Origin of the sequence: Streptomyces sp. NPDC059695, assembly GCF_042733785.1 — a bacterium.
GTDB lineage: Bacteria > Actinomycetota > Actinomycetes > Streptomycetales > Streptomycetaceae > Streptomyces.
The window spans coordinates 1-26,099 of sequence record NZ_JBHWFF010000039.1; the positions used below are offsets into that span (position 1 = coordinate 1).

Sequence of the window (26,099 nt, forward strand, 5' to 3'; positions counted from 1 at the left end):
GCGCCGTCCCGTGTGCCCACCCTCCCCCAAGCTCTCGGCTTCGCTCGAGCAGGGGGGACCCCCATCGCCCCAGCGGGACGATTGCCCACACGGGCAGCGGCGGCGGGCCCACACGGGCGTGGACGAGGCGCCACACGGGCGCGGGGCACCGCCCCGCCGAACGCGGGCGCCGCCCCGCCGGGCGGGGGCGTGCACGGGCAACGGGCTAACGCCCACACGGGTCGCGGGGTGGGCCCGCGCAGGCGGTGGCGCGGGCCCCGGGGGCTACGAGTGGCCCAGGTCGTCCGAGGAGGCGTCCGGCTCCGTCGTCGAGCCCGAGTCCTTCGCGGGGCGGAGCGGGAACGCGTCCGCCGCCATCGAGTCCAGGACCGGCGGCGCCGGCCGCGGAGGCTTCGGCATGACCGCGGCCTCCGAATGGCCCCCGCACCCGTACGCGAGGGACACGACCCGGCCGTCCGCCGGGGAGAACTCGTTCGCGCAGATGCCGAAGGCCTGCTTCAGGGATCCGGCCACCGGCACCAGGAACGCGCAGGACTCGCAGGACGCGGGCGCCGCGAGGGCCATCGGCGTCCTCGCTCCGAACGCCTCGTCCCAGCGGTCGGCCGCCGTGTGCAGGCCGTAGCGGGAGAGGACCCTCGCCCGGCGCATGCCGAGCTCCTCCGCGACCGCGGCGATCGCGCCGCGGGACGGGGTGCGCGAGGTGAGCTCGGCGTCCTCCTCGTCGAGGTGCTCCTCCATCTCCTCGGAGACGGCGGAGTTCGGCGGCGGCACGTCCTCGCCCGAGTAGCCGGGCTCCAGGCGCGGGTCGTCCTGCTCGGTGGGGAGCAGGTCGCCGGGCCCCATGTCGCCGGGCCGCAGCCGCTCGCTCCACGGCACCCACTCGGGGGCGAGGAGCGCGTCGGTGCCGGGCAGCAGGACGGTTTCGTCAAGCGTGACGTTCTTGGCGCGGGAGGCACGGGTGACCGTCACCGCCCAGCGCCAGCCCCGGTAGCCGGGCTCCTTGGACTCGAAGTAGTGCGTGACGACCCGGTCGCCCTCCGCGACGACCTCGACGTGCGCGCCGACGATGCCTGGCGCGGCCGCCTCCTCGGCGGCCTCCCGCGCGAGGTCTACGGCCTCCGCGCACAGGCGGTCGGGGATACGCGTGGCTCGCGGGGTACGCGGGGTACCGCTTCGCGTCGTCGCAGCACTCACAGGTCTCGCTTCTCTCCTACGCCGTCTCACGGGTGCGCCGGCCGAGGGGCGGGAGCGAAGGCACGGGCCGCGGGCGGAGCGGACCAGAGGGCCGCATCGACGTCCGCACCCGACTTGTCTCGCGCGTCTCGGGCACACCTAACGTCATCCATTCTGCGGGATGCCGAAGAGGCGCGCGGCCGAGAGATTCCGCCGGTGACGCGCTACGCACGCTACCCCGTTCGCGGGCCTCCGCCCACCTGCCCGACCCAAGTGGCCCGGATCGCGGACGCCCCGCACCGCCGAACCGCCCGGGGACGGACCCTCCGCACGGCCCGTACGCACCCCCGTACGCACCCTCCGACGAGCGCTCCGGCGCCCGCCCCGACGCACCCGGCCCGCGCACCGGGCCGCACCCGCGACACGCCCGTACAGGCCGGCCCCGCCCGGCCCCGCGGCCGCCCCCGGCCGTGCCCGTGTGCGCCGCCGCACCGGCCCCGTACCGCGCCGGATTCCGCCCCCGGGCCCGTCCGGGGGCCCGTCGCCCGCACCGGCTCCTCCCGGGCCCCTCCTCGGGGCTCGCCCGTCGTGGCACGGTTCGCCGGGCGCGCCCGTGGGGCACTATGACGGAGTGGCAGCCGCACGGTCCCCCGTACGATCGCATGATCCCGCCGGGCCGCTCCGCCGAGCGGGCCGGAGGGTCGGGCGTGCCCTGCACCTGCCGTTCACCGGGACCGCGAAGGGCATCCGCAAGGCCACCCACGCGCACGGCGCGGGCGAATCCGGGCTCGGGAAACTGATCGAGCTCCACGCCGTGAACGGCGCCGGCGACGTCATGATCACCGTCGCCCTCGCCTCCACCGTCTTCTTCTCCGTGCCGACCGACGAGGCCCGCGGCCGGGTCGCGCTCTACCTGGCCGTCACGATGGCCCCCTTCGTCCTCCTCGCCCCCGTGATCGGTCCGCTCCTGGACCGGATCCCGCACGGGCGGCGGGCGGCGATGGCCGGCGCGATGCTGACCCGTGCCGTCCTCGCGGTCATCATGTCGGGAGCCGTGGCGACGGGCGGCCTGGAGCTGTATCCGGCGGCGCTCGGCGTCCTGGTGGCCTCGAAGGCGTACGGGGTGGTCCGCAGCGCCGTCGTGCCCCGGCTCCTGCCACCGAACTTCTCGCTCGTGAAGGCGAACTCGCGGGTCACCCTGGCCGGGCTCCTCGCCACCGGAATCGCCGCGCCCGTCGGGGCGGGGCTCCAGCTGATCGGGCCGACCTGGCCGCTCTACGGGGCGTGCGCGCTGTTCCTGCTCGGCACCTTCTGGGCGCTGCGGATGCCGCACAAGGTGGACTCGGCGAAGGGCGAGCGGCGGGCGCACCTGCTGACGCACGGCGAGAAGAAGCCGAGCCTGCGGACGGTGGGCCCGTCGGTGCTGCACGGTCTGGAGGCGAACGCGGCGCAGCGCATGCTGTCCGGTTTCCTGATCTTCTTCCTGGCGTTCCTGCTGCGCGAGCACCCGCTGTCGGGGCAGAGCGCCGCCGTGTCGCTGGGGATCGTGGGCGTGGCGGCGGGCGTGGGGAACGCGTGCGGCACGGCGGCCGCCTCGCTGCTGCGGGACCGGGGCCAGGCCCCCGAGGTGATCATCGCCACGATGCTCACCGTGGTGTGCGGTACGGCGATCTGCACGGCGATCTTCTTCGGCGGCCTGATGGTCGCCGTCCTCGGCGCGGTCGCGGGACTCACCCAGGCCCTGTCGAAGCTGTCCCTGGACGCGCTCATCCAGCGGGACGTGCCGGAGCTGGTGCGGACCTCGGCGTTCGCCCGCTCCGAGACGGCGCTGCAGATGGCGTGGGTGGTCGGCGGCGGCATCGGCATCGCGCTGCCCCTGAACGGCACCCTCGGCATGTCCGTCGCCGCCGGGATCCTGGCCCTGGGCTGGGTCCTCGCGGTCCGGGGCCTCCTGACGGCGCCCCGCGGCCGCCAGGGCCCCAAGGGCCGCCCGAGGACGAAGGTGGCCTAGGGGGTGTCTTGTCGATCGGGCCGGATCAGGGAGCGGCGTCTGGTGCCGTGCATCGCAAGGCGGAGGAGGGAGGCAACGCGGAGCGTTGTGGACCGACGACAACGCGGCGAGGCGCGGTGCCAGACGCCGCGAGCCCGGCCCGATCGACAAGACACCCCCCAGGCAGTGTCCTCCGGCCTGCTCCGGAGCGCGTGGCGCACCGTGCGGAAGCGGTACGCCGGGGCGGCACGCCGTACCCCCGCGTGGCGCGGGCGCGGCGGCCCGATAGCCTTCGGCTCATGACCGTTGCGTTCTTCTCCGGCTCGCGCCGCCGGGCCGCCGTCGCCCTCGGGGCCGTCTCCGCCGGGCTCCTCGTACTCTCCGCCTGCGACAAGCCGACTCCGCTCGCGACCCTGACGGTCGGGACCGAATCGGTGAACTCCGAGGCCGCCTGCTACAACGACGGCGAAGCCATCAAGGAGTCGCAGATCCAGCAGTGCCTCAACAAGAAGGCCGAGAAGACCATCAAGGTCTCCACGGACGACAAGATCCGCTTCGGGGTCGACCCGAAGATCGCGGACAACGGCTGGACGATCTTCTTGGGCGGCCAGCAGGCCGAGCCCGAGCCGTACAAGAAGACGTACCGGACCATCCCGGCCAGCGCCTTCTTCTCCCAGTCCCAGACCGGCGAGACCCCTGACAGCACCCAGGTGACCATCGTCGAGAACACCGGCAAGAAGCTGACCGGCATCTGGCACTTCGAGCTGAAGAAGGACTCCTGATCCGGCGGTGGTCCACCGGATCCTGATCGTGACGGCCGTGGCGGCGGAGGCGGACTCCGTCTCCGCCGGCCTCGGCCTCGGCGGCCCCGTGCTCCTCCCGCTGCCGGGGGGCCTCGCGCTGCGCCGCCACCGGGACCGCGTCGACGTCCTCGTCGGCGGGGTCGGACCCGCGGCCGTCGCCGCCGCGACGGGGACGGCGCTCGCCCACGGGACCCTGACCGGCGCCCCGTACGGCCTCGTGGTCTCCGCCGGGATCGCGGGCGGGTTCCAGCCGGCCGCGCCGGTCGGTTCGGTCGTGGTGTCCTCGGCGATCGTCGCCGCCGACCTCGGGGCCGAGACCCCGGACGGGTACCTGGCGGTGGAGGAGCTCGGCTTCGGCCGTTCCGTCCACGCCGTGCCCGAGGCGCTGACCGGGCGGCTCACCGCCGCTCTCGACGCCTCCTCGTACACCCTCGCGCCCGTTCTCACCGTCTCCACCGTCACCGGCACCGCACGCCGCGCCGCCGAGCTCGCCGGGCGGCATCCGACGGCCGCCGCCGAGGCGATGGAGGGCTTCGGCGTCGCCGAGGCCGCCGCCGCGCACGGCGTGCCCGCCGTCGAGATCCGGGCCGTGTCGAACGCCGTCGGACCCCGCGACCGCGCCGCCTGGCGCATCGGCGAGGCCCTGGGCGCCCTCCGGCACACCTTCGAGCTGCTCGGCAGCACCGTCCTCGTGGAGTCGTGGGAGCCGCACCCGTGAAACTCAAGATCGCCTACTCGCCCTGCCCCAACGACACCTTCGTCTTCGACGCCTGGGCGCACGGCCGGGTCCCGGGCGCGCCCCGGCTCGACGTGACCTTCGCGGACATCGACGTCACCAACGGCTGGGCCGAGAGCGGCACGGACACCCACGACGTCCTGAAGGTGTCGTACGCGGTGCTGCCCTGGATCCTCGACGAGTACGCCCTGCTGCCCTGCGGCGGCGCCCTGGGCCGGGGCTGCGGCCCGCTCGTCCTGACCCGTGACGCCGCGACGGGCGCGGACCTCGCCGGGAAGACGGTCGCGGTGCCGAGCGAGCGCTCGACCGCGTACCTGCTGTTCCGGCTGTGGGCGGCCGAGACGGTGCCCGGCGGTGTCGGGGACGTCGTCGTGATGCCGTTCCACGAGATCATGCCCGCCGTGCGGGACGGGAAGGTCGACGCGGGGCTCGTCATCCACGAGGCCCGCTTCACGTACCAGAACTACGGGCTGCACTGCCTCGCCGACATGGGCGAGCACTGGGAGTCCACGACGGGACTCCCGATCCCGCTGGGCGCGATCGTCGCCCGCCGCTCGCTGGGGGCCGAGACGCTGGAGCGGCTCGCCGCGTCCGCCCGCGCCTCGGTGCGGATGGCCTGGGACGATCCGGCGGCCTCCCGGCCGTACGTCCTGGAACACGCCCAGGAGATGGACCCGAAGGTCGCCGACCAGCACATCGGTCTCTACGTCAACGAGTTCACGGCCGACCTCGGCGAGCACGGCTACGCGGCGGTCCGCGGGCTGCTCACGCGCGCCGCGGCCGAGGGACTCGTACCGCCCCTCGGCCCGGACGCGCTCGCGTTCCCCTGAGGGGCTCCGCGGGTCAGACGTCCAGCTGGTCGGCGACCGCGCGCAGCAGGCCGGCGATCTTCTTGCCCGCGGCCTTCTCCGGGTAGCGGCCGCGCTCCAGCATCGGCGTGATGTTCTCCAGGAGCGTCGTCAGGTCCTGCACGATGGACGCCAGTTCGTCGGGCTTGCGGCGCTGCGCGGCGGCGACGGACGGGGTCGGGTCGAGGATCGTGACGGAGAGCGCCTGGTCGCCGCGCTGACCGGCGACGACGCCGAACTCCACCCGCTGACCGGGCTTCAGTGCGTCGACTCCGGCAGGGAGCACCGACGAGTGCACGAAGACGTCGCCGCCGTCGTCGCGGGAGAGAAAGCCGAAGCCCTTCTCGCTGTTGAACCATTTGACCTTGCCGGTAGGCACGTCCGTCCTCGTCCTCGTCGATGGGGATGGCAAACGGCGGGTCGACCGACCCGCCGGCACCAGGCTAATGGGCAGGAGGCCGGTGACAAGACGTCGCCGATGTGTTCCTCCGGCCTGGGAACTACCCTGGCCGGATGCGTAGTGAAACCCCCGCCGTGCCCGTGGACGACAGTGCCCCGGGTGACGGACTCGTCAAGGCCGGTGTGATCGTGTTCGCGGTCGGCGCGGTCGCGACGCTGGTCACCGTGGCCCCGCTGCTCCTCGGGACGGACCCGTTCCCCACCGTGGCGTACCTGGTGTCGATGCTGATGGGCGCCGGATTCCTGCTCGCCGCCGCCGGGGTGCTGCGGTCGGTCGCGGCCCAGCGGCGGCAGGCCCGTTCCGGCCAAACCGTCTGACGCTCAGGCCAGGTACCCCTCCCACCAGGCACGGAAGTCCGTCAGGTCCGCCAGGACCACGTCCGCGCCGGCCGCGCGCAGCTCCTCGGCGGGGCAGGGACCGGTCGCCACGGCCACCGACAGGGCGCCCGCCGCGGTCGCGCCCCGGACGTCTCCGACGTGGTCCCCGACGTACACCCCGGCGCCGTGCGCGCGCAGGGCCTCCGCCTTGCCCTCGGCCCACAGGCCGCCCGCGACCGCGTGGGGCTCGATGCCGAGGTGGGCGAGGTGCAGCTCGACGTGCGGGCCGTTCTTCGCGCTGACGACGATCGTGCGGCCGCCCGCCTCGCGCACGGCCTCGATGGCGTCCCTCGCGCCCGGCATCGGGACCGTCGGCTCGATCGCGTACGCCGGGTAGAGCGCGCGGTAGCGGGCGGTCATCTCCGTGACGTGCTCCGCCGGGAACCAGTGCGCGATCTCCTGCTCCAGCGGCGGCCCGAGGCGGCTGACGACGAGGTCGGCGTCGACCGGTACGCCGACCTCGGCGGAGAAGGCGACCCACGTCGCCCTGATCCCCGGGCGGGTGTCGAGCAGGGTCAGGTCGAGGTCGAAGCCGACGGTGGGCGCGTGCGGGGGCGTGGTCGTCATGGACCCATTGTCGGGGGACCCCGGGCCCCGGTGTTCGCACATGAGTGCTGGCTACACTCAGGTAAGCCTCACCAAACCCGCACTCCCCCGATGGGTCCCGATGCCAGCCGCTTTCCGTACCAGACGGGTCCTCGCGACCTCGGCGGCCCTCGTCGCCCTGCTCCTCGCCGTCCTGCTCAGCCTCGCCGTGGGCGCCCGCCCCATCGCGCCGTCCACCGTCCTCGACGCCCTCCTGCACGGCGCGACCGGCACCGACGCCGACGTCGTCCGGGAGCTCCGCGTCCCCCGGACCCTCATCGGGCTGATGGTCGGCGCCGCCCTCGGGCTCGCCGGGACCGCCCTCCAGGGCATCACCCGCAACCCGATCGCCGACCCCGGCATCCTCGGCATCAGCCAGGGCTCGTCGGTCGCGGTCGTCCTCGCCATCGCCTTCCTCGGGGTGCACGAGCTGAGCGGGTACGTGTGGTTCGCCTTCGCCGGCGCCGCCCTCGCCTCCGTCGCCGTCTACGCGATCGCCGCCGCCGGGCGCGGCGGGGCCACGCCCGTGAAGCTGGCGCTCGGCGGCGCCGCGATCAACGCGCTGCTGCTGTCCGTCACCACCGGAGTCCTCACGACCAGGGCCTCGGCGCTCGACGAGTTCCGGTTCTGGCAGATCGGCTCCCTCGACGGGCGCGACACCGAGATCGTCGGCCAGATCTGGCCCTTCCTGCTGCTCGGCGCGGTCCTCGTCCTCTCCGTGGCCCGCGGACTCGACGCGCTCGCGCTCGGCGAGGACGTCGCCAAGGGCCTCGGGCAGCGCGTCGCGACCGTACGGATCGTGGGCGGGCTCGGCGCGACCGTCCTCACCGGCGCGGCCGTCGCCGCCGCCGGGCCCGTCGCCTTCGTCGGCCTCGCCGTCCCCCACATCGCCCGCGCCGTCGTCGGCTCCGACCACCGCTGGGTGCTGCCGATGGCCGCGCTCACCGGGCCCGTGATGCTGCTCGTCGCCGACGTCACCGGACGGATCCTGTTCCCGCCGGGCGAGATCCCCGCCGGGGTCATGACCGCCCTCATCGGCGTGCCGTTCCTGGTGACCCTGGTACGGCGGAAGGCGGTGCCCGCGTGACCACCCTGAACCTCCGCCCCGCCGGATACGGACTCGTGCGCGCCGGACGCGGATCCTTCCTCGTCCACCGCCGCTCGGCCCTCGTCGCCGCCGGCCTCCTGCTGCTCCTGGCCGCGGCCTCCGTCGCGTACCTCTGCCTCGGCGAGAAGTCCGTCTCCCCCGGCGAGGTCGTACGGATCCTCCTCGGCGAGCCGTCGCCGTCGGCGTTCGTCGTCACGGAACTGCGCGAGCCGCGCCTCGTCGCCGCGCTCGCCGTCGGCGCCGCCTTCGGCATCGCGGGCGGCCTCATCCAGACCGTCGCCCGCAACCCGCTCGCCTCCCCCGACATCATCGGCATCAGCCAGGGCGCCGGGGCCGTCACCGTCGCCGCCATGACCTTCGGCCTCGCCTCGTACACCGTCCTGCCGTACGTCTCCATCGCCGGCGGCATCCTCGCCGCCGGCCTCGTCTACGCCTTCGCCTGGCGCGGCGGACTGCACGCCACCCGCTTCGTTCTCATCGGCATCGGCATCTCGATCGCCCTGCGGTCCCTCATCACGCTCTTCATGACGAAGGGCGACTACCTCGTCGCCCAGCAGGCCCAGATCTGGATGACGGGCTCCCTCAACGGGCGCGGCTGGGACGAGTCCGCCCCGATCCGCTGGACACTGCTCCTGCTGCTGCCCGCCGTGCTGTGGGCGGCCCGCGCCCAGCGGACCGTCTCCCTCGACGACGACACGGCGACCGCGCTCGGCGTCCGGCTCGGCGGGGTCCGGCTCGGGCTCGTCGCCGTCGGCGTCGTCCTCGCCTCCGTCGCGACCGGCGTCGCCGGACCCGTCGACTTCGTCGCGCTGCTCGCCCCGCAGATCGCGCGGCGCATGACCCGCACGGCGCAGATCCCGCTGCTGTGCTCCGCGCTCACCGGCGCGGTGATCGTGGTCGTCGCCGACCTCCTCGGCCGTCGGCTCCTCTCCCCCGTCGAACTGCCCGTGGGCGTCCTCACGGCCGCGGTCGGCGCCCCGTACCTGATCTGGCTCATCGTCCGGAGCCGAGCCGTTGGAGGAACGTCGTGAGCAGACTGCAGGCCCGCGGGCTGACCCTCGCCTACGAGGACCGCACCGTCGTCGAGGAGCTCGACCTCGCCGTCCCCGACGGCGAGGTGACCGTGATCGTCGGCCCCAACGCCTGCGGCAAGTCCACCACCCTCCGGGCGCTCGGACGGCTCCTCAGGCCCGCGGGCGGCGCGGTCCTCCTCGACGGGGAGTCGCTGGCCAAGCTGCCGACGAAGCGCATCGCCCGCTCCATCGGCCTGCTGCCGCAGACACCCGTCGCGCCCGAGGCCATCACCGTCGCCGACCTCGTCTCCCGCGGCCGGCAGCCGCACCAGGCCTGGTGGAAGCAGTGGTCGGAGGAGGACGAACGGGCCGTCGCCGACGCCATGGACCGCACGGACGTCGCCGCGCTCGCCGACCGCTCCGTCGACGCGCTCTCCGGCGGGCAGCGGCAGCGGGTGTGGATCGCGATGGCCCTCGCCCAGGAGACCGACCTGCTCCTCCTCGACGAGCCCACCACCTACCTGGACATCTCCCACCAGGTGGAGGTCCTCGACCTGGTCCGCCGCCTCAACCGGCTGCGCGGCCGGACCGTCGTCCTCGTCCTCCACGACCTGAACCAGGCCGCCCGGTACGCCGACCACCTCGTCGCCATGAAGGCGGGCCGGGTCGTCGCGGAGGGCCCGCCGTCGGAGATCGTCACGGCGGAGCTCGTACGGGACGTCTTCGGGCTGTCCTCGGTCGTGGTCCCGGACCCGGTGACGGGCTCCCCCCTGGTGGTCCCGGGGGCACCGTGGCAGGCGGCGACACCCGCACCTCACTGACGCGCCGGACGCGCCCGCGCGGGCCCGTGCCCGTGTGGCGCCTCGCCCGCGCCCGGCGGGGCGGTGCCCCGCTGCCCGCGTGGGTGCCTCCGCCCACGCCCGTGTGGGCAATCGTCCCGCTGGGGCGGGACGGGTGGGCACACGGGACGGCGCCCTCTCGCGGCGCCTCCGCGTTCCGCGCCTGGACCCGCACCACCGGGGCGCCGTCACCATGGGTGCGGGTTCAGGCTCAGCAGCCTCTGGCGCCGGCAAGGGCGCCGTCCGTTGTGCCCACCCGTTCCGCCCCTTGCGGAACGCCTGCCCACAACGGGCGGGGCGCAGCCCACAACGGCGGGGGGCTTCAGTGGCGGCGGGAGCGCCAGACCAGGAACAGGGCCGAGGCCGTCGCCGCGCCGCGCAGGACCCAGGGCCAGGTCTCGGAGATCGCCGCGCCCATCGCCTCCCCGCCCGGCGCCACCGCCTCGCCCCAGCGGCCCTCGACGCGGCCCCACAGCCAGAGGATCCCGGCGGCGGCGCTGAGGCCGGGGATCACGAGGACGGCGCCCTTGACCTCGCCCGGGGTCAGCCGGCGGGAGGCGTACGCGAGGAGCCAGCCCGCCGCGAGGGCGACCAGCGAGCCGAAGACCGCGCCGCCGAGCAGGAGCAGCGCGGCGAGCAGGACGAACGGGTTCGCGAGGCGGGCCCGCGGCACCTCCGCCTCCCCGGCCGGGGCCGCGGCCGGGGCCTTGCGGCGCCGCAGGAGACGGGCGAGGCGGCGCGCCCTGCCCGGGGCCGTGGCCGGAGCCGCGTCCTCCTCGTCCTCCTCCGGCGCGGGCGGCGGCGCGAAGAGGTCGGGCCGCTCGATGCCGCCGACGAACCCGAAGAACCCGTCGTCGTCGGTGGGATCGTCCGCGTCCGTCCGCCACCAGTCCCCCGCGGGAGCGGAAGCGGGCGCGGAAGCGGGCGCGCCCGCGCCGTCGGGCCCCCGGTCGTCCTGGGCGGGGATCGCGACCGACGCGCCGGAAGCCGAGGACGGGTTTCCGGCACCGCCCCGCGGCCCGCCCTCCCCCGCCCGTGACTCCGGCACCGGCCGCCCGCCCGAGGGGCCCGCCCGGTCCACGACCTCGTCGGGGGTGCCCAGGGCGCCGAGGATGCCGCGTACCGCCCCCGGGCTCTCCTCGCCCTGCGTGGCGCGCCTGCGGTCGATCTCGTTCCGCAGCCCGGACACCAGCTTCATCCGGTCGCTCGCCGGCAGGTGCCGCTCCTGTGCCAGATCACCGACACGGCTCAGATAGTCGTAGACCAGACGGTCGCTCTCGATCCCCACGGTGCCCCTCCACGGCCGGTTCGCCCGGTACGGCCCGACGTTAGCGCCTGGACAGCGGCTAACGTGGTCCGGATGGGGATCGGTGAGCTCGACCGGGAGGCGCACGTGCCCGAGGTAACTGGCGCCGCCGCGGCGCCCCGCACGCTCGCGGAAGCACTCCGCGCGCGGGGCGACGAGGGGCTCTCCGCGCTGCTGCGCGCCCGCCCCGACCTGCTCAGCCCCGTACCGAACGACCTGACGCAGCTGGCGACCCGCGCCGGCACGCGGGGTTCGGTGGTGCGGGCCCTGGAGCGGCTCGACCGCTTCGCGCTCCAGACGGCGGAAGCGCTCGCCGTCGCCCCCGACCCCGCCCCGTACCCCGTGCTCCTGGGGCTGCTCACCGGCGACGAGGGCGATCCGGAGATCGAGGCCGCGTTGCCGGGGGCGGTGGCGCTGCTGCGCGAGCAGGCCCTGCTGTGGGGCGAGGACGACCGGCTGCGGCTGGTGCGGACCGCGCGGGAACTGCTCGCGCCCTCGGCGCAGCACCCCTCGCCGACCGGTCTCGGGCCGACGGTCGCGGAGGCGACGGCGGGGATGTCGCCGGGCCGGGTGCAGGAGATCATCGCGGCGGCCGGGCTCACGGCGACGCACGACCCGGTGTCGGCGGTGGTGGTGCTCACGGAGCTGTTCACCGACCGGGCGCGGATGGGCACGCTGCTCGACGAGGCGTCCCCGGAGGCGCTGTCCGTCCTGGACCGGCTGGTGTGGGGTCCGCCGTACGGCGAGGTGACGGCGAACCCGGCGCCCCCGGTGCGCTGGCTGCGCGACCGGGGCCTGCTGCTCCCGGTGTCCGCGCGGACGATGGTGCTGCCGCGCGAGGTGGCGCTGCACCTGCGGGGCGGGCGGGCGCACCGGGTCCCGGAGCCGGTGGCGCCGGTGCTGGGGGTGGCGCGCGACTACCGTCCCCAGGTGGTGGACAGCGCGGCGGCCGGGCAGGCGTACGCGACGCTCGCGACCGTCGAGGAGCTGCTGAAGTCCTGGGACCAGGGCGGCCCGCAGGTCCTGCGGGCGGGCGGGATGTCCGTACGGGACCTCAAGCGGACCGCGGCGACCCTGGACGTGACGGAGCAGCTCGCCGCTTTCTGGCTGGAGCTGTGCTTCGGGGCGGGGCTGCTCGCCTCGGACGGCGAGGCGGACGAGCGGTACGCGCCGACGCCCGCGTACGACGACTGGCTCGACCTGCCCGCCGCCGAGCGCTGGGCGCGGCTCGTCGCGCCCTGGCTCATGTCGACCCGGACGCCGGGCCTCGTGGGCGGCGCGGACGCGAAGGGCCGCACGCTCGCCGTGCTGGGCCCCGACCTGGACCGGGCGCCCGCGCCCGAGGTCCGGCACCGGGTCCTGGAACTCCTCGCGACGCTCCCGCCGGGCGCGGCGGCGGACCCGGAGTCGCTGTTCGCGCGGCTGCGCTGGGAGCGTCCGCCGCGGGGCGCCGCGCAGACGGCCCCGCAGCGGCCGGCGGCGGCCGGGACGGCGCCCGGGCAGACGTCCGCGCCCGCCGCGGGCTCCGGCCCGGCGGCGGGTGGTTTCGGCGCGACGGCCGACGGCTTCGCGGCGCCCGGGTACGGCCCCGATCTCCCCGGCGACCTGCGGTCGCGGCTCGCCCGCTGGACGCTCGCCGAGGCGGAGCTGCTCGGGCTCACCGGCCGGGGCGCGCTCGCGGGTCCCGCCCGGGCCCTGCTCAACCTGCCGCTGGCGGAGGCCGCCGCGCCCGCCGACCACGGGGGGCGGGTCGAGCTGTCGGTGGCCGCGGGGCGGGCGGCGACCCTGCTCGCGCCGCTGCTCCCCGAGGCCGTCGACCACGTGCTGCTCCAGGCCGATCTGACGGCCGTCGCGCCCGGACCGCTGCGGCGGCCGCTGGCCGACGCGCTGGCGGTCCTGGCGGACGTGGAATCGAAGGGTGGCGCGACGGTCTACCGGTTCACGCCCGGTTCTGTGCGGCGCGCGCTCGACTCCGGGCGGTCGGCGTCCGACCTGCACGACTTCCTCACGGCGCACTCCCGCACGCCCGTGCCGCAGCCGCTGGCGTACCTGATCGACGACGTGGCCAGGAGACACGGGCACCTGCGGATCGGGGCGGCCTCCGCGTACGTCCGCTGCGACGACGACACCGTCCTCGGCGAGATCCTGGCCGACCGGCGCTCCGCCGCCCTGGGCCTGCGCCGGCTCGCGCCGACGGTGCTCGCCGCGCAGGCCGACCCGGCCTCGCTCCTCGACGGGCTGCGGTCGATGGGGTACGCCCCGGCCGCCGAGTCCGCCGAGGGCGACGTCCTGATCACCCGCGCCGACGCGTACCGCACCCCGGCCCGTACGGCCCCGGTGCCCGTCCCCGACGGCCCGCCGGCCCCCGACACCACCCTGCTCGGCGCGGCGGTGAAGGCGATCCGGGCGGGCGACCGGGCGGCGACGGCCGTACGGAAGGAGCCGGCGGCCCCGGCGACGGCGGCGGGCGGCCTGCCGCGCACCTCGGCCGCCGAGACCCTGGCGACCGTCCAGGCCGCCGCGATGACCGGCTCGGCCGTCTGGATCGGCTACGTGAACGCGGAGGGCGCGGCGAGCCAGCGCGTCATCGCCCCGGTCCGCGTGGAGGGCGGCTTCGTGACGGGCTACGACCACACGGCCGACGAGGTCCGCACGTACCCCCTGCACCGCATCACGGGCGTCGCGGAACTGGCCGACGACCAGGTCTAGCGCTGCTGACCGGTCCACCACGGCCCCGGATCGGGCAGACTGGAGGATTGGCCGTCGTCGGAGCGGCCCGGGAAGGACCGATCGCACGTGAATGGGCCACTCATCGTCCAGAGCGACAAGACGCTGCTCCTGGAGGTCGACCACGAGCTCGCCGAGGCCTGCCGGCGGGCCATCGCGCCGTTCGCGGAGCTGGAGCGGGCGCCGGAGCACATCCACACCTACCGGGTGACGCCGCTGGGTCTGTGGAACGCGCGGGCCGCCGGGCACGACGCCGAGCAGGTCGTCGACGCGCTCGTCGAGTACTCGCGGTACCCCGTGCCGCACGCGCTGCTCGTCGACATCGCCGAGACCATGGCCCGCTACGGGCGCCTCACGCTCTCCAAGCACCCCACGCACGGGCTCGTGCTGACCTCGACCGACCGGCCCGTCCTGGAGGAGATCCTCCGGTCGCGGAAGGTGCAGCCGCTGGTCGGGGAGCGGATCGACGCGGACACCGTCGCCGTGCACCCCTCCGAGCGCGGGCAGATCAAGCAGACGCTGCTGAAGCTGGGCTGGCCGGCCGAGGACCTCGCCGGGTACGTGGACGGGGAGGCGCACCGGATCGACCTGGCCGAGGACGGCTGGTCGCTGCGCCCGTACCAGAAGCAGGCCGTCGACGGCTTCTGGCACGGCGGCTCTGGGGTCGTCGTGCTGCCCTGCGGCGCGGGCAAGACGCTGGTCGGGGCCGGGGCGATGGCCCAGGCCAAGGCGACCACGCTCATCCTCGTCACGAACACCGTGTCCGCCCGGCAGTGGAAGCACGAGCTGGTGAAGCGGACCTCGCTGACCGAGGACGAGATCGGCGAGTACAGCGGGACGCGGAAGGAGATCCGGCCGGTCACCATCGCCACGTACCAGGTGCTGACGACGAAGCGGAAGGGGATCTATCCGCACCTGGAGCTCTTCGACTCCCGCGACTGGGGCCTCATCGTGTACGACGAGGTGCACCTGCTGCCGGCGCCGGTCTTCAAGTTCACCGCCGACCTCCAGGCCCGGCGGCGCCTCGGGCTCACCGCGACGCTCGTGCGCGAGGACGGGCGCGAGTCCGACGTGTTCTCGCTGATCGGGCCGAAGCGCTTCGACGCGCCGTGGAAGGAGATCGAGGCGCAGGGCTACATCGCGCCCGCCGACTGCGTCGAGGTCCGGGTGAACCTGACCGACGCCGAGCGGCTCGCGTACGCGACGGCCGAGGCGGAGGAGAAGTACCGCTTCTGCGCGACGACGGCGACGAAGCGGAAGGTGACGGAGGCCCTGGTCAAGAAGTTCGAGGGCCAGCAGATCCTCGTCATCGGGCAGTACATCGACCAGCTGGACGAGCTCGGCGAGCACCTGGACGCCCCGGTGATCAAGGGCGAGACGTCGAACGCGCAGCGCGAGAAGCTCTTCGACGCGTTCCGCAACGGCGAGATCCACGTGCTCGTGGTGTCGAAGGTCGCGAACTTCTCGATCGACCTGCCGGAGGCGACGGTCGCGATCCAGGTCTCGGGCACCTTCGGCTCCCGGCAGGAGGAGGCCCAGCGCCTGGGCCGGGTGCTGCGCCCGAAGGCGGACGGTCACCAGGCGCACTTCTACTCGGTGGTCGCGCGGGACACGATCGACCAGGACTTCGCGGCCCACCGCCAGCGCTTCCTGGCGGAGCAGGGCTACGCGTACCGGATCGTCGACGCGGACGAGCTGCTGGCGCCGTAGCGGGCGGGTCCCGGTCGGCATCAGGTCCCGGGGAGCGGCGAGGGCGGCCAGACCGGGTTCGAGGGCGCGGCCGGGCGGTCGGGGACGGCGGCCTACTCGGATCGGGAGAGGTGCCGGGGGCGGGGGTCCCGGACGCCCGCCTCCGGGGGGCCGTAGTCGCCCAGAAGGGCTACCGCGGCCGCCGCGCCGCCGAAGGCGCGTATCGCGCGGACGGCCGTGGCGAGGCGGTGGGGGCGGGGGACGGTGGTCACGAGGGTGAAGGTCGTCGCTGCCATGCCTCCATCATGGAATCCGGACATTGCGGATACATCGGTCTGGGGGTGGAACCGGGGTCCCCCTCGCGTCGGATCCCGTCCCCTAGGGGGGATATCCGTTCGCCCCGCCGCCCGCCCGGAGTTACACTTGCCGGCTTCCCCCGCTTCCCGTTCGTGGAGCGCCGCCGTCCGGTCGGAAACCGGCGGCCACCTCGCCGTGTCCGCGTATCCACCTGCCCGGAGGCTCCACCGTGTCCGTTCCCGACCCCCTCGCGCGCGAGCGCGCCCATCTGACCTCCTCCCGCGCCGCCCTGCGCGCGATGCGCGAGGACGTCGAGGCGCTCGACATCAAGGACGTCACCGCGAACTGGGTCAACTCCCTGGTGCTCGGCCGCCAGATCGAGGACCGGATCAAGGCGCTCGCCGACCTCGCGGACACCCCGCTCTTCTTCGGACGGCTCGACTACCTGCACACCACGCAGGAGGGGCAGCGCTTCTACATCGGCCGGCGGCACGTCCACGACGCCGACGGCGACCCCATGGTGATCGACTGGCGTGCGCCGGTCTCCCAGCCGTACTACCAGGCGTCGAGGAAGGACCCGCAGGACGTCGGCCTGCGGCGCCGCTTCGGGTACACCGGCGGCGACCTCACGGCGTACGAGGACGAGCACCTCTCCGACCCGGAGGCCGAGACATTCAGCGGCTCCGCCGCGGGGTCGCACACCAGCCGCCTGCTCCAGGCCGAGATCGAGCGGCCCCGCGTCGGCCCCATGCGCGACATCGTCGCCACGATCCAGCCCGAGCAGGACGGGATCGTCCGCTCCGACCTGTCGGGGACCGTGTGCGTGCAGGGTGGCCCGGGCACGGGAAAGACCGCCGTCGGCCTGCACCGTGTCGCCTACCTGCTGTACGCGCACCGGGAGCGCCTCGCCCGCACCGGCACCCTCGTCATCGGGCCGAACCGCTCCTTCCTCCACTACATCGAGCAGGTCCTGCCCGCGCTCGGCGAGCTGGAGGTGCAGCAGGCGACGGTCGACGACCTCGTCGCCCACGTCGAGGTGCGGGGCACGGACGAGGCGCCGACGGCGGTCGTGAAGGGCGACGCGCGGATGGCGGAGGTGCTGCGGCGCGCGGTCCGCTCGCACGTGACGCTGCCGACGGAGCCCCTGATGGTGGTCCGCGGTTCGCGGCGCTGGCGGGTTCCGGCGTACGAACTGGAGCAGATGGTCCAGGAGTTGCTGGACCGCGACATCCGCTACGGCGCCGCCCGCGAGGCCCTCCCGCAGCGCATCGCGCACGCCGTCCTGGTCCGCATGGAGGAGGCCGGCGAGGCCCCCGACGACCGGGTGCAGAACGCGGTCGCGCGGAACACGGCGGTGAAGGCCGTCGTGAAGGAGTGCTGGCCGCCCGTCGAGCCCGCGAAGCTGGTGCTGCGGCTGCTGAGCGACGCCGACTTCCTCGCCGAGCACGCCGAGGGGCTGCTCACGGAGGACGAGCAGAAGCTGCTGCTGTGGGTGAAGCCGGCGCGGAGCGTGAAGGCGGCGAAGTGGTCGGCGGCCGACGCCGTCCTCATCGACGAGACGAAGGACCTGGTCGAGCGGACGCACTCGCTCGGGCACGTGGTCCTCGACGAGGCCCAGGACCTGTCCCCCATGCAGTACCGCGCGGTGGGCCGCCGCTGCACGACCGGCTCCGCGACGGTCCTGGGCGACCTCGCGCAGGGCACCACGCCGTGGGCGACGGAGAGCTGGGCGCAGGCGCTCGCGCACCTGGGGAAGCCGGAGGCGGTGGTGGAGGAGCTGACCGCCGGCTTCCGCGTGCCGCGCGAGGTCATCGCGTACGCCTCGCGGCTCCTTCCGCACGTGTCGCCGGGGCTCGCGGCGGTGGAGTCAGTCCGGGAGAACCCGGGCTCGCTGGCCGTCCGCCGCACGGAGGACCTGGACGGGGACACCGTCGCCGCCTGCGTCGAGGCGCTGGCGCACGAGGGTTCCATCGGCCTGATCGCCGCCGACGCGCGCATCGCACCGCTCGCGGAGGCGCTGACGGCGGCCGGTCTGGCGTACCTCTCCCCCGGCGAGGAGACGACGGCCGAGTCGCGCCTCACGCTGGTCCCGGCCTCGCTCGCGAAGGGTCTGGAGTACGACTACGTGGTCCTGGACGAGCCGGCGGCGGTCGTCGACGGCGAACCGGACGAGCGGACCGGCCTGCGACGCCTGTACGTGGCCCTGACCCGTGCGGTGTCGGGCCTGACGGTCGTCCACGCGGCCCCGATCCCGGAACAGTTGGGCGCGCTGTGAGCCGTGTCGGGTCCCTCCATCACGTCGAGCTGTGGGTGGGCGACCTGGCGCGGGCCGAGCGGAGCCTCGGCTGGCTGCTCGGGGCCCTGGGGTACGCGCCCTTCCAGTCCTGGGAGGGCGGCCGCAGCTGGGCGCTCGGCTCCTGCTACCTGGTCGTGGAGCAGTCCCCGGCCCGCACGTCGGACCGGCACGACCGGCTCCGGCCGGGCCTCAACCACCTGGCCTTCCACGCGGGCGACCGGCCGGCCGTCGACGCCCTCACCGCCGAGGCCCCGGCCCACGGCTGGCGGCTGCTGTTCGCCGACCGGCATCCGTACGCGGGCGGCGAGGGCGTCTACGCGGCGTACCTGGAGAACGAGGACGGCTTCGAGGTGGAGCTGGTGGCGGGGGACTGACGGCCGCGGGCCCGGACGGATCGGCGGGGCACCCCCTAGAGGGCGGCCTCCGCCGCGTACTCGGCGAGGGCCTCCGTGCGGCTGCGGCGGGCGATCCCGGCGAGGACGGGGTTCGTCTCCCGGTAGTGGTGCTCGGTCACCAGGCCCCAGGCCAGCGCCCAGCCGCGGCCGCGCGCCCAGGTGGCGTCGTCGACCCCGGCGGCCTCGCGGAAGAGGGGTCGGGTGGCGGCGGTGAGCAGCGTCCAGGCGGGCATGGTGTCGCAGGCCGGGTCGCCCGTACCGAGCGCGCCGAAGTCGATGACGGCGGAGAGGCGCCCGTCGCGGCCGAGGAGGTTGCCCGGCAGCAGGTCGCCGTGGACCCAGACGGGCGGACCGTCCCACTGCGGGAGCCGGAGCACGGACCGCCACGCGGCGGCGGCGAGTTCGGCGTCGACGACACCCTCGGCGCCGAGCTCCCGGAGGGCGGGGCCCATGGCACCGTCCTCCCAGCGGGTGACCGGGCCGCCCCGGGAGGAGGCGGGACCACCGGTGGTGTCGACGGCGCGCAGGGCCGCGCCGAAGCGGCCCAGTTCGACGGCGGTGTGGGCGAGGTCGGCGAGCGGAGCGCTGTGCGCGTCGTCGCCGTCGAGCCACGCGAGCACCGACCAGGCGTGGCCGTACCCCTCCCCGGGCACGCCCCGTCCGACGGGTACGGGCACGGGCAGGGTCACGTGCGGCGCGAGGTGCGGCAGCCAGCGCTGCTCCTTCTCGACCTGCCCGACGGCCCAGTCGGCCTTCGGCAGCCGTACGGCGAACGCGTCGCCGAGCCGGAACACGGCGTTGTCGGTGCCGGCGGAGTCGACCACCCGTACGGGAAGACCGGCCCAGTCGGGGAACTGGGCGGCGATCAGCCGCTCGACCAGGGTGGTGTCGATTCCGGTGGATGTCATGCGCGCGAGGCTAGCGATCAAGCCCGGTGCGGGCCACGGGATTTCGGCTCCTCCGGCCGGTCCAGGACGAGATCGCCGGCGCGGGCGAGGACCTCGGCGCGGGTGCGGCCCCCGTGGTCGGCGGCGAGGAAGTGGTGGCCGATGGCCACGCAGAAGGCGAGGAGGGAGCGGGCCTCGACCTCGTCGGGGTCGGCGCAGAAGGTGCCGATCATCTCGCGGAGCAGGTCCATGCGCCGGTTGTCGACCCGGCGCAGGCGCGCGGCGACGGCCTCGTCGCGGCGGGCCCAGTCGCGGACGGCGAGGTCGATGGGGCGGAGCCGTTCGCCGGAGAAGGTCAGCATGCCGGCGAGCGTGATGAGGGCCCTGGGGTCGCCGTCCGGATCCTGTCGGACCCGCTCGACGACCTGGTCGGCGGCCTCCCGCTCCCAGGTGTCGAGCATGGCGGCGAGGAGGGCGTCGCGGTCGGCGAAGTACCCGTAGAAGCCGCCCTTGGTGACGCCGAGCCGCTTGGCGAGGGCCTCGACGCGCACGGCGTCGGGCCCGCCGCCGGCGAGCGCGGCCAGCCCCTCCTCGACCCAGCGTTCACGCGGTGTGCGTGCGGTGCCCACGGTGTGTCCCTCCTCACTCGACGCCCGAATATACGCATCCGTATACCCGATCTGACATCGTTGACCTCACAGTTGTACGCAAGCGTATAGAGCGCAGGGGAAAGGCGGCAGCGGTCATGAGACTTCCCGTCGGCGAGCACACCGGTCGGCCGTGGCGGATCCACGCGTACGCCCCCGACTTCACGACCCTGGACGTCTGGTCCTTCCGCACCCCGGGCGCCGGGCCCGACGACTTCCCCGTGATGCTCGCCGCGATGGAGGCGGACGGAGGCTTCGCCCGCCAGTCCCCGGCCACCCGGTTCCTGTTCGCGGTGCGCTGGAAGCTCGGCGCCCTCTTCGGCTGGGACAAGCCGCAGGCGGGGCTCGGCACCCGGGTCCAGCCCCTGCGCGAGCGCATGCCGGAGGAACTGACGGCGACGGCTCCCCCCGCGTCCGAGGGCGGCCCGTTCACGCCCCTCTACCAGCTCCACGACGAGAGCGCCGGCGAGCTGGCGAACTCGACCGTCCACGGGATCATGCACCTGGGCTGGGTGCGGACGCCCGCGGGCGACCACGAACTGCGCATGGCGGTCCTGGTGAAGCCCAACGGCCGCTCGGGCCGCGTCTACATGGCCCTGATCGCCCCGTTCCGCCACCTCGTCGTCTACCCGTCACTGACCCGCCGCTGGGAATCCGCGTGGCGCAACCGCGCCCGCCTGCCCGGGCAGTGACCGGTCGGGCGGCTGAGGGGGTCGCGCGCGGAGCGGGCGGCGACCCCCGTCACCGGGCTACGCGTCGATCGCCTCGCGCCAGGTCCGTACCGCCTCCGGCGAGACCGGGGCCGTCCAGCCCTGGGGGCGGGCCGCGCCGCCGATGTGGAAGGCGTCGAGGCCGGCCGCGCGGAGGGTCGGGAGGTGGTCGAGGCGGAGGCCGCCGCCCACCAGGATCCGGGGCTCGTAGCCGGGCTCGCCGGTGCGGGCGGCCTCGGCCGCGAGGGTGGCGAGGCCGTCGTCGACGCCGGTGGCGGCCCCGGCCGTCAGGTAGGTGTCGAGGCCGGGCAGGTCGGCGAGGCGCTTGCGGAGCCCGTCGCGGTCGGCGGCGCGGTCGATCGCCCGGTGGAAGGTCCAGCGGCAGCCGTCCAGGACGGCGACGAGACGCTCGACGGCGACCAGGTCGGGCTCGCCGTCGGCGGTGAGGAAACCGAGGACGAACTCGTCCGCGCCCGCCGCGCGCAGCTCCTCGGCCCGGCCGGCGAGCGCGTCGACGTCGCCGGCCGCGAAGCCGTCGGTGAGGCGGAGCATCACGCGCAGCGGGATGTCGACGGCGGCGCGGATGGCCGCGAAGGAGGCCGTGGACGGGGTGAGTCCGTCGGCCGCCATGTCGGTGACGAGTTCGAGCCGGTCGGCTCCACCGGTCTGGGCAGCGACCGCGTCTTCCTCGTCGAGGGCGATCACCTCAAGGACTGCACGGTTGCTGCTCATCGAGCCCATTCCTCCATGAATGACGGCTACAGGTCTAGTCCAATGTCCAGACTAGCCGTGAGTGTGACCTCCCGCATCGTGCCCCGCCTCACCCGTTCCGCTCGCGGCCGGGGCCGGGGCCTTCGCGGGGGCCCCGCCGTTCGCGCCCGCCGTCACCGTGAAGGACGCCGTCCGGACCTTGCCCTCGTGCTGGAAGTCGAGGAAGAGACGGTACGTGCCCGCGCTGGGGGCCGTCGCCGTGAAGGAGACGTCCGGGCCGGGGCCGCCCTCGTTCGGGTGGACGTGGAGGTAGGCGAGGTCGCCGTCGCGCAGGGCGACGAGGTGGCCGTACGCGCCGAGGTACGGCTCCAGGTCCGTGACGGGCTTTCCGGCCCTGGTGACGGTGAGGCGCAGCTCGCCCGCCTTGCCCGGGTCGAGGACTCCGCCCAGGCGGACCTGGTAGCCGTCGACCGTCGCCGTCGGGGCGGCGGCCGGCAGCGGCTTCGGGGCGTAGGCGCCGGGGACGGAGAGGTCCGCACCCAGGGTGATGCCCTGGGCGCCCTTCACCGCGGGCTTGAAGTCGGCGAAGGCCTTGTAGCCGCCGGCGGCCGGCAGGTCCGCGTCCACCGACCAGGTGCCGTCGGCGGCCTTCACCGGGTGCAGGTGGCGGAAGGTGTTGAGGTCGCGTGAGGCGACGATGAAGTGCAGTTCCTTGCCGTGCTCGGTGGTGAAGGCGGTGACCTTCTTCCCGGCCGCGTCCCTGATGGAGAACTTCAGGGTGCTCCTGCCCTGCGCGGGGGTGGGGGTGTCCAGGGCCAGCGTGTAGCCGTCCTGGGAGACCTGGAGGCCTCCCGGGAGGGCGGAGGCGGCCGTGGTCGCGCCCTCCTCGTGGCCCGCGTGGCCGTCCTCCGCCTTCTTCTCGGGCTCCTGCGCGGCGTGCTCGCCGTGACCCGCCTTCTCCGGCTCCCCGACGGGGCCGACCCCCTTGCCGACCCCGTACGCGGTCCCGAAGGTCGCGGCGAGCGCGGCGGCAAAGGCAGTGATCTTCACTCCGGTGTTCATGACTGCTCTCCCGTACGTGGGTGGCGTGGGCATTCCTGCGTCCGATGCACTTCACCATACCCCTGGGGGGTATCAAGTCAAGTCGGGTCGACACTTGCGCGGGATACCACCGGGGGGTATACATGGACCCACGAACAGATACCCCCCGAGGGTATCGATCAGTGGAACCGACCGAGGAGGAAGCCATGGGCTCCTGCTGCACCCCCGACAACAGCTGCTCGACCACCCCGGAGACCGCCGCCGTCGCGGTCGCCGAGAGCACCGTCACCGTCTACGCCGTCTCCGGCATGACCTGCGGCCACTGCAGGACCGCGATCACCAAGTCCGTCGGCGCCCTCGACGGCGTCATCTCCGTCGACGTCGACGTCGCCGGCGGCCTGGTGACCGTGACCACCGGCGGCGAGCCCGACGACGCCGCGGTCACCGCGGCCGTCGACGACGCGGGCTACGAGCTGACCGGCCGGGCCTGATCCGCCGCCGGGCCGACCGACACCCCGCCGGCGTCCCCCGTCCCGGTACCCGACGGTCCGCCCGGCAGGCGGACACCGCCCGCACCACCCCGGCCGCCGGGGCCCGAACCTCCACGCCCGGGCCCCGGCCCCCGAAACGCGCCACACCGAGGAGCAGGAAATGACCACGACCACTCCGGGCACCGCCCAGGTCGAGCTCGCCATCGGCGGCATGACCTGCGCCTCGTGCGCGGCCCGCATCGAGAAGAAGCTCAACCGCATGGACGGGGTCGAGGCCACCGTCAACTACGCCACCGAGAAGGCGAAGGTCACCTTCGACGCCGACATCGACGTCGCCGAGCTGATCGCCACCGTCGAGGCCACCGGCTACACCGCCCAGGAGCCCACTCCGCCGAAGGCAGACGACGACGGCGGCGGCGGCCCCACCGACGAGGAGAAGGCCGACGAGGAGCTGCGGCCCCTGAAGCAGCGGCTGATCACCGCCGTCGCGCTCGCCGTGCCCGTCATCGCGATGGCGATGGTCCCGGCGCTGCAGATCGAGTACTGGCAGTGGCTGAGCCTCACGCTCGCCGCGCCGGTCGTCGTCTACGCCGCCTGGCCCTTCCACAAGGCCGCCTGGACCAACGCCCGGCACGGCGCGGCCACCATGGACACCCTGATCTCGGTCGGCACGATCGCCGCGTTCCTCTGGTCGCTGTGGGCGCTGTTCTTCGGCACGGCCGGCACGCCGGGCATGACGCACCCCTTCGAGTTCACGATCGCCCGCACCGACGGCGCCGGGAACATCTACCTGGAGGCCGCGGCCGGCGTCACCGCCTTCATCCTGGCCGGCCGGTACTTCGAGGCCCGCTCGAAGCGCAAGGCGGGCGCCGCGCTCAAGGCGCTGATGCAGCTGGGCGCGAAGGAGGTGACCGTCCTCAAGAACGGCCGCGAGGTCACCGTACCGACCGCCGAACTCCAGGTCGGGGACCGCTTCCTGGTCCGCCCGGGCGAGAAGATCGCCACCGACGGCACCGTCGTCGAGGGCTCCTCGGCCGTCGACGCCTCGATGCTGACCGGTGAGTCCGTGCCCGTCGAGGTCTCCGTCGGCGACTCCGTCACCGGCGCCACCCTGAACGCCGGCGGCCGCCTGGTCGTCGAGGCCACCCGCGTCGGCGCCGACACCCAGCTCGCCCGGATGGCGAAGCTCGTCGAGGACGCGCAGAACGGCAAGGCCGCCGCCCAGCGCCTCGCCGACCGGATCTCGGCCGTCTTCGTGCCGATCGTCATCGCCCTCGCGCTCGGCACCCTCGGCTTCTGGCTGGGTACGGGGCAGGGCCTGACCGCCGCCTTCACCGCCGCCGTCGCCGTCCTGATCATCGCCTGCCCCTGCGCCCTGGGCCTCGCCACCCCGACCGCCCTCATGGTCGGCACCGGCCGGGGCGCCCAGCTCGGCATCCTCATCAAGGGCCCCGAGGTCCTGGAGACCACGCGCAAGGTCGACACCATCGTCCTCGACAAGACCGGCACCGTCACCACCGGCCGGATGACCCTCATCAAGGTCCACACCGCAGCCGGTACGGACGAGACCGACGTCCTGCGCCTGGCCGGCGCCCTGGAGCACTCCTCCGAGCACCCGATCGCCCAGGCCGTCGCCACCGGCGCCGCCGCCAGGGTCGGCACCCTGCCCACCCCCGAGGACTTCGCCAACATCCCCGGGCTCGGTGTCCAGGGCGTCGTCGACGGCCACGCCGTCCTCGTCGGCCGGGAGAAGCTGCTCCAGGAGTGGGCGATGGAGCTCACCCCGTCGCTCAAGTCGGCCAAGGACGCCGCCGAGAAGGCCGGCAAGACCGCCATCGCGGTCGCCTGGGACGGCGAGGCCCGCGCGGTCCTGGAGGTCGCCGACGCCGTCAAGGAGACCAGCGCCGAGGCCATCCGCCGCCTCAGGGGCCTCGGTCTCACGCCGATCCTGCTGACCGGTGACAACAAGGCGGTCGCCGAGGCCGTCGCCGCCGAGGTCGGCATCGACGAGGTCATCGCCGAGGTCATGCCGCAGGACAAGGCCGACGTCGTCAAGAGGCTGCAGGCCGAGGGGCGTTCGGTCGCCATGGTCGGCGACGGCGTGAACGACGCTGCCGCGCTCGCCCAGGCCGACCTGGGCCTGGCGATGGGCACCGGCACGGACGCCGCCATCGAGGCCGGCGACCTGACCCTCGTCCGGGGAGACCTGCGGGCCGCGGCCGACGCGATCCGGCTCTCCCGCAAGACGCTCGGCACCATCCGCTCGAACCTCTTCTGGGCCTTCGCCTACAACGTGGCCGCCCTGCCGCTCGCCGCGGCCGGACTGCTCAACCCGATGATCGCGGGCGCGGCCATGGCCTTCTCCTCGGTCTTCGTGGTCGGCAACAGCCTCCGGCTGCGGGGCTTCCAGGCCGCCGACCGCTGACCCACCCCCTTCCGCGCCCATCCCCGAGGAGCCCGCCATGGCCGGTTACGGACAGCACAAGGAAGACATCATCAGACGCCTGAGGCGCATCGAGGGCCAGGTCAGGGGCGTGCAGCGGATGGTCGACGAGGACGTCTACTGCATCGACGTCCTGACCCAGGTCTCCGCCATCAACGCGGCGCTCCAGTCCTGCGCGGTGGCCCTCCTGGACGAGCACCTGAGCTGCTGCGTCACGGAGGCCATCGCCCAGGGCGGGGACCAGGCGAAGGTGAAGGTGGGCGAGGCGTCCAAGGCCATCGCCCGGCTGATCCGGACCTGACGGCGTGCGTGACGACGTGAGGTGACGAGGTACCGAAGCAGTGTCAACCGCTCTTGCGTGAAGGGCAGTCGGCGGACAGCGTGAGGCTCAGCCGGAGACAGAGGCCGAGCAGCCGCCGGAGGAGCACCAGCTCCACCGATCCGGGCAGACCGGAGTCGCAGACCTTCGCGCAGGAGCGGTTCTTCATGAGGGTCGACATCCTGCCACCGTACCCCTAGGGGGTATA

26 protein-coding genes are annotated in these 26,099 nt (G+C 74.4%); 16 read left to right on the top strand and 10 right to left on the bottom strand.

Annotated elements, in window-relative coordinates; translation table 11 throughout:
- Nucleotides 1–264: 264 nt before the first annotated feature.
- Nucleotides 265–1,194, bottom strand: coding sequence for a DUF3027 domain-containing protein (locus ACFV2S_RS32555; RefSeq protein ID WP_385567480.1), 930 nt, complete (start codon nucleotides 1,192–1,194; stop codon nucleotides 265–267).
- Between the two features lie 610 nt (nucleotides 1,195–1,804).
- On the opposite strand from ACFV2S_RS32555, the gene ACFV2S_RS32560 reads away from it, so the two are divergent.
- From ACFV2S_RS32560 to ACFV2S_RS32575, 4 genes are all read left to right on the top strand, one after another.
- Nucleotides 1,805–3,184 (top strand): MFS transporter, encoded by a 1,380-nt coding sequence (locus ACFV2S_RS32560; RefSeq protein WP_385567484.1) that lies wholly within the window; start codon nucleotides 1,805–1,807, stop codon nucleotides 3,182–3,184.
- 278 nt (nucleotides 3,185–3,462) lie between these two features.
- A complete protein-coding gene (locus ACFV2S_RS32565) occupies nucleotides 3,463–3,945 on the top strand; it encodes a DUF2771 domain-containing protein (protein ID WP_383798108.1) in 483 nt (160 codons plus the stop codon).
- 7 nt (nucleotides 3,946–3,952) lie between these two features.
- A complete protein-coding gene (locus tag ACFV2S_RS32570) occupies nucleotides 3,953–4,684 on the top strand; it encodes a futalosine hydrolase (RefSeq protein WP_385567488.1) in 732 nt (243 codons plus the stop codon).
- On the top strand, nucleotides 4,681–5,532 hold the full coding sequence (locus ACFV2S_RS32575) for a 1,4-dihydroxy-6-naphthoate synthase (protein WP_385567493.1): 852 nt from the start codon (nucleotides 4,681–4,683) through the stop codon (nucleotides 5,530–5,532). Before ACFV2S_RS32570 ends, ACFV2S_RS32575 begins: the two co-directional genes overlap by 4 nt.
- Nucleotides 5,533–5,545: 13 nt before the next feature.
- Here the strand turns inward: ACFV2S_RS32575 and ACFV2S_RS32580 are convergent, their stop codons facing one another.
- Entirely contained in the window at nucleotides 5,546–5,929 is a 384-nt protein-coding gene (locus ACFV2S_RS32580) for a cold-shock protein (protein WP_030694234.1), read from the bottom strand.
- Between the two features lie 134 nt (nucleotides 5,930–6,063).
- Here ACFV2S_RS32580 and ACFV2S_RS32585 point away from each other — a divergent pair, with 134 nt between their 5' ends.
- Entirely contained in the window at nucleotides 6,064–6,327 is a 264-nt protein-coding gene (locus ACFV2S_RS32585; protein ID WP_383798117.1) for a hypothetical protein, read from the top strand.
- Nucleotides 6,328–6,330: 3 nt separating this feature from the next.
- Here the strand turns inward: ACFV2S_RS32585 and ACFV2S_RS32590 are convergent, their stop codons facing one another.
- A complete protein-coding gene (locus ACFV2S_RS32590) occupies nucleotides 6,331–6,954 on the bottom strand; it encodes an HAD family hydrolase (RefSeq protein ID WP_385567500.1) in 624 nt (207 codons plus the stop codon).
- Between the two features lie 100 nt (nucleotides 6,955–7,054).
- On the opposite strand from ACFV2S_RS32590, the gene ACFV2S_RS32595 reads away from it, so the two are divergent.
- Genes ACFV2S_RS32595 through ACFV2S_RS32605 form a run of 3 tightly spaced genes read left to right on the top strand, consistent with a single transcriptional unit; the run spans nucleotide 7,055 to nucleotide 9,914 of the window.
- A complete protein-coding gene (locus tag ACFV2S_RS32595) occupies nucleotides 7,055–8,059 on the top strand; it encodes a FecCD family ABC transporter permease (RefSeq protein ID WP_385567503.1) in 1,005 nt (334 codons plus the stop codon).
- The gene (locus tag ACFV2S_RS32600) at nucleotides 8,056–9,111 is read left to right on the top strand and encodes a FecCD family ABC transporter permease (RefSeq protein WP_385567506.1); all 1,056 of its coding nucleotides are present in this window, start codon (nucleotides 8,056–8,058) and stop codon (nucleotides 9,109–9,111) included. Before ACFV2S_RS32595 ends, ACFV2S_RS32600 begins: the two co-directional genes overlap by 4 nt.
- A complete protein-coding gene (locus ACFV2S_RS32605; protein WP_385567510.1) occupies nucleotides 9,108–9,914 on the top strand; it encodes an ABC transporter ATP-binding protein in 807 nt (268 codons plus the stop codon). The genes ACFV2S_RS32600 and ACFV2S_RS32605 overlap by 4 nt, the downstream gene beginning before the upstream one ends.
- A 340-nt stretch (nucleotides 9,915–10,254) precedes the next feature.
- On the opposite strand, the gene ACFV2S_RS32610 is transcribed toward ACFV2S_RS32605, so the two are convergent.
- Nucleotides 10,255–11,220, bottom strand: coding sequence for a hypothetical protein (locus ACFV2S_RS32610; protein WP_385567514.1), 966 nt, complete (start codon nucleotides 11,218–11,220; stop codon nucleotides 10,255–10,257).
- Nucleotides 11,221–11,292: 72 nt separating this feature from the next.
- Between ACFV2S_RS32610 and ACFV2S_RS32615 the strand changes: the two genes are divergently transcribed.
- Nucleotides 11,293–13,947 carry a helicase C-terminal domain-containing protein gene (locus tag ACFV2S_RS32615; protein WP_385567518.1) on the top strand — a complete coding sequence of 885 codons (2,655 nt, stop codon included), beginning with the start codon at nucleotides 11,293–11,295 and terminating at the stop codon, nucleotides 13,945–13,947.
- A gap of 87 nt (nucleotides 13,948–14,034) precedes the next feature.
- On the top strand, nucleotides 14,035–15,675 hold the full coding sequence (locus ACFV2S_RS32620; protein ID WP_383793773.1) for a DNA repair helicase XPB: 1,641 nt from the start codon (nucleotides 14,035–14,037) through the stop codon (nucleotides 15,673–15,675).
- A gap of 92 nt (nucleotides 15,676–15,767) precedes the next feature.
- On the opposite strand, the gene ACFV2S_RS32625 is transcribed toward ACFV2S_RS32620, so the two are convergent.
- Nucleotides 15,768–15,950, bottom strand: coding sequence for a hypothetical protein (locus ACFV2S_RS32625; protein WP_383793768.1), 183 nt, complete (start codon nucleotides 15,948–15,950; stop codon nucleotides 15,768–15,770).
- A gap of 230 nt (nucleotides 15,951–16,180) precedes the next feature.
- On the opposite strand from ACFV2S_RS32625, the gene ACFV2S_RS32630 reads away from it, so the two are divergent.
- Entirely contained in the window at nucleotides 16,181–18,226 is a 2,046-nt protein-coding gene (locus tag ACFV2S_RS32630) for a HelD family protein (RefSeq protein ID WP_385567524.1), read from the top strand.
- Complete coding sequence (locus ACFV2S_RS32635; protein ID WP_385567528.1) at nucleotides 18,223–18,621, top strand: VOC family protein; 399 nt, start codon at nucleotides 18,223–18,225, stop codon at nucleotides 18,619–18,621. Before ACFV2S_RS32630 ends, ACFV2S_RS32635 begins: the two co-directional genes overlap by 4 nt.
- A gap of 35 nt (nucleotides 18,622–18,656) precedes the next feature.
- Here ACFV2S_RS32635 and ACFV2S_RS32640 read toward each other — a convergent pair whose 3' ends face one another.
- Nucleotides 18,657–19,550, bottom strand: a complete 894-nt coding sequence (locus tag ACFV2S_RS32640) for an aminoglycoside phosphotransferase family protein (RefSeq protein WP_385567532.1) — start codon at nucleotides 19,548–19,550, stop codon at nucleotides 18,657–18,659.
- A gap of 17 nt (nucleotides 19,551–19,567) precedes the next feature.
- Nucleotides 19,568–20,158: a TetR/AcrR family transcriptional regulator gene (locus ACFV2S_RS32645; RefSeq protein WP_385567534.1), complete on the bottom strand. Its 591-nt coding sequence runs from the start codon at nucleotides 20,156–20,158 to the stop codon at nucleotides 19,568–19,570.
- 116 nt (nucleotides 20,159–20,274) lie between these two features.
- On the opposite strand from ACFV2S_RS32645, the gene ACFV2S_RS32650 reads away from it, so the two are divergent.
- Complete coding sequence (locus ACFV2S_RS32650; protein WP_385567538.1) at nucleotides 20,275–20,868, top strand: DUF2867 domain-containing protein; 594 nt, start codon at nucleotides 20,275–20,277, stop codon at nucleotides 20,866–20,868.
- Between the two features lie 57 nt (nucleotides 20,869–20,925).
- On the opposite strand, the gene ACFV2S_RS32655 is transcribed toward ACFV2S_RS32650, so the two are convergent.
- Both ACFV2S_RS32655 and ACFV2S_RS32660 read right to left on the bottom strand, forming a co-directional pair.
- Nucleotides 20,926–21,618 carry a copper homeostasis protein CutC gene (locus ACFV2S_RS32655; protein ID WP_385567542.1) on the bottom strand — a complete coding sequence of 231 codons (693 nt, stop codon included), beginning with the start codon at nucleotides 21,616–21,618 and terminating at the stop codon, nucleotides 20,926–20,928.
- Between the two features lie 51 nt (nucleotides 21,619–21,669).
- The gene (locus tag ACFV2S_RS32660) at nucleotides 21,670–22,659 is read right to left on the bottom strand and encodes a hypothetical protein (RefSeq protein WP_385567546.1); all 990 of its coding nucleotides are present in this window, start codon (nucleotides 22,657–22,659) and stop codon (nucleotides 21,670–21,672) included.
- 185 nt (nucleotides 22,660–22,844) lie between these two features.
- Between ACFV2S_RS32660 and ACFV2S_RS32665 the strand changes: the two genes are divergently transcribed.
- The 3 genes from ACFV2S_RS32665 (at nucleotide 22,845) to ACFV2S_RS32675 (ending at nucleotide 25,873) form a co-directional block, all read left to right on the top strand.
- Nucleotides 22,845–23,129 (top strand): cation transporter, encoded by a 285-nt coding sequence (locus ACFV2S_RS32665; protein WP_385567659.1) that lies wholly within the window; start codon nucleotides 22,845–22,847, stop codon nucleotides 23,127–23,129.
- Between the two features lie 160 nt (nucleotides 23,130–23,289).
- A complete protein-coding gene (locus ACFV2S_RS32670; protein WP_385567550.1) occupies nucleotides 23,290–25,554 on the top strand; it encodes a heavy metal translocating P-type ATPase in 2,265 nt (754 codons plus the stop codon).
- Between the two features lie 37 nt (nucleotides 25,555–25,591).
- Nucleotides 25,592–25,873: a metal-sensitive transcriptional regulator gene (locus ACFV2S_RS32675; protein WP_015035316.1), complete on the top strand. Its 282-nt coding sequence runs from the start codon at nucleotides 25,592–25,594 to the stop codon at nucleotides 25,871–25,873.
- Between the two features lie 43 nt (nucleotides 25,874–25,916).
- On the opposite strand, the gene ACFV2S_RS32680 is transcribed toward ACFV2S_RS32675, so the two are convergent.
- Nucleotides 25,917–26,072: a hypothetical protein gene (locus tag ACFV2S_RS32680; protein WP_383793747.1), complete on the bottom strand. Its 156-nt coding sequence runs from the start codon at nucleotides 26,070–26,072 to the stop codon at nucleotides 25,917–25,919.
- Nucleotides 26,073–26,099: the final 27 nt, after the last annotated feature.

Excerpts from the sequence above, each read along its gene's own strand:
- ACFV2S_RS32565 (WP_383798108.1), top strand. The coding sequence starts at position 3,463 with ATGACCGTTGCGTTCTTCTCCGGCTCGCGCCGCCGGGCCGCCGTCGCC.
- ACFV2S_RS32585 (WP_383798117.1), top strand. The coding sequence starts at position 6,064 with ATGCGTAGTGAAACCCCCGCCGTGCCCGTGGACGACAGTGCCCCGGGT.
- ACFV2S_RS32590 (WP_385567500.1), bottom strand. The coding sequence starts at position 6,954 with ATGACGACCACGCCCCCGCACGCGCCCACCGTCGGCTTCGACCTCGAC.
- ACFV2S_RS32595 (WP_385567503.1), top strand. The coding sequence starts at position 7,055 with ATGCCAGCCGCTTTCCGTACCAGACGGGTCCTCGCGACCTCGGCGGCC.
- ACFV2S_RS32615 (WP_385567518.1), top strand. The coding sequence starts at position 11,293 with ATGGGGATCGGTGAGCTCGACCGGGAGGCGCACGTGCCCGAGGTAACT.
- ACFV2S_RS32625 (WP_383793768.1), bottom strand. The coding sequence starts at position 15,950 with ATGGCAGCGACGACCTTCACCCTCGTGACCACCGTCCCCCGCCCCCAC.
- ACFV2S_RS32640 (WP_385567532.1), bottom strand. The coding sequence starts at position 19,550 with ATGACATCCACCGGAATCGACACCACCCTGGTCGAGCGGCTGATCGCC.
- ACFV2S_RS32650 (WP_385567538.1), top strand. The coding sequence starts at position 20,275 with ATGAGACTTCCCGTCGGCGAGCACACCGGTCGGCCGTGGCGGATCCAC.
- ACFV2S_RS32655 (WP_385567542.1), bottom strand. The coding sequence starts at position 21,618 with ATGAGCAGCAACCGTGCAGTCCTTGAGGTGATCGCCCTCGACGAGGAA.
- ACFV2S_RS32660 (WP_385567546.1), bottom strand. The coding sequence starts at position 22,659 with ATGAACACCGGAGTGAAGATCACTGCCTTTGCCGCCGCGCTCGCCGCG.
- ACFV2S_RS32665 (WP_385567659.1), top strand. The coding sequence starts at position 22,845 with ATGGGCTCCTGCTGCACCCCCGACAACAGCTGCTCGACCACCCCGGAG.
- ACFV2S_RS32670 (WP_385567550.1), top strand. The coding sequence starts at position 23,290 with ATGACCACGACCACTCCGGGCACCGCCCAGGTCGAGCTCGCCATCGGC.
- ACFV2S_RS32675 (WP_015035316.1), top strand. The coding sequence starts at position 25,592 with ATGGCCGGTTACGGACAGCACAAGGAAGACATCATCAGACGCCTGAGG.
- ACFV2S_RS32680 (WP_383793747.1), bottom strand. The coding sequence starts at position 26,072 with ATGTCGACCCTCATGAAGAACCGCTCCTGCGCGAAGGTCTGCGACTCC.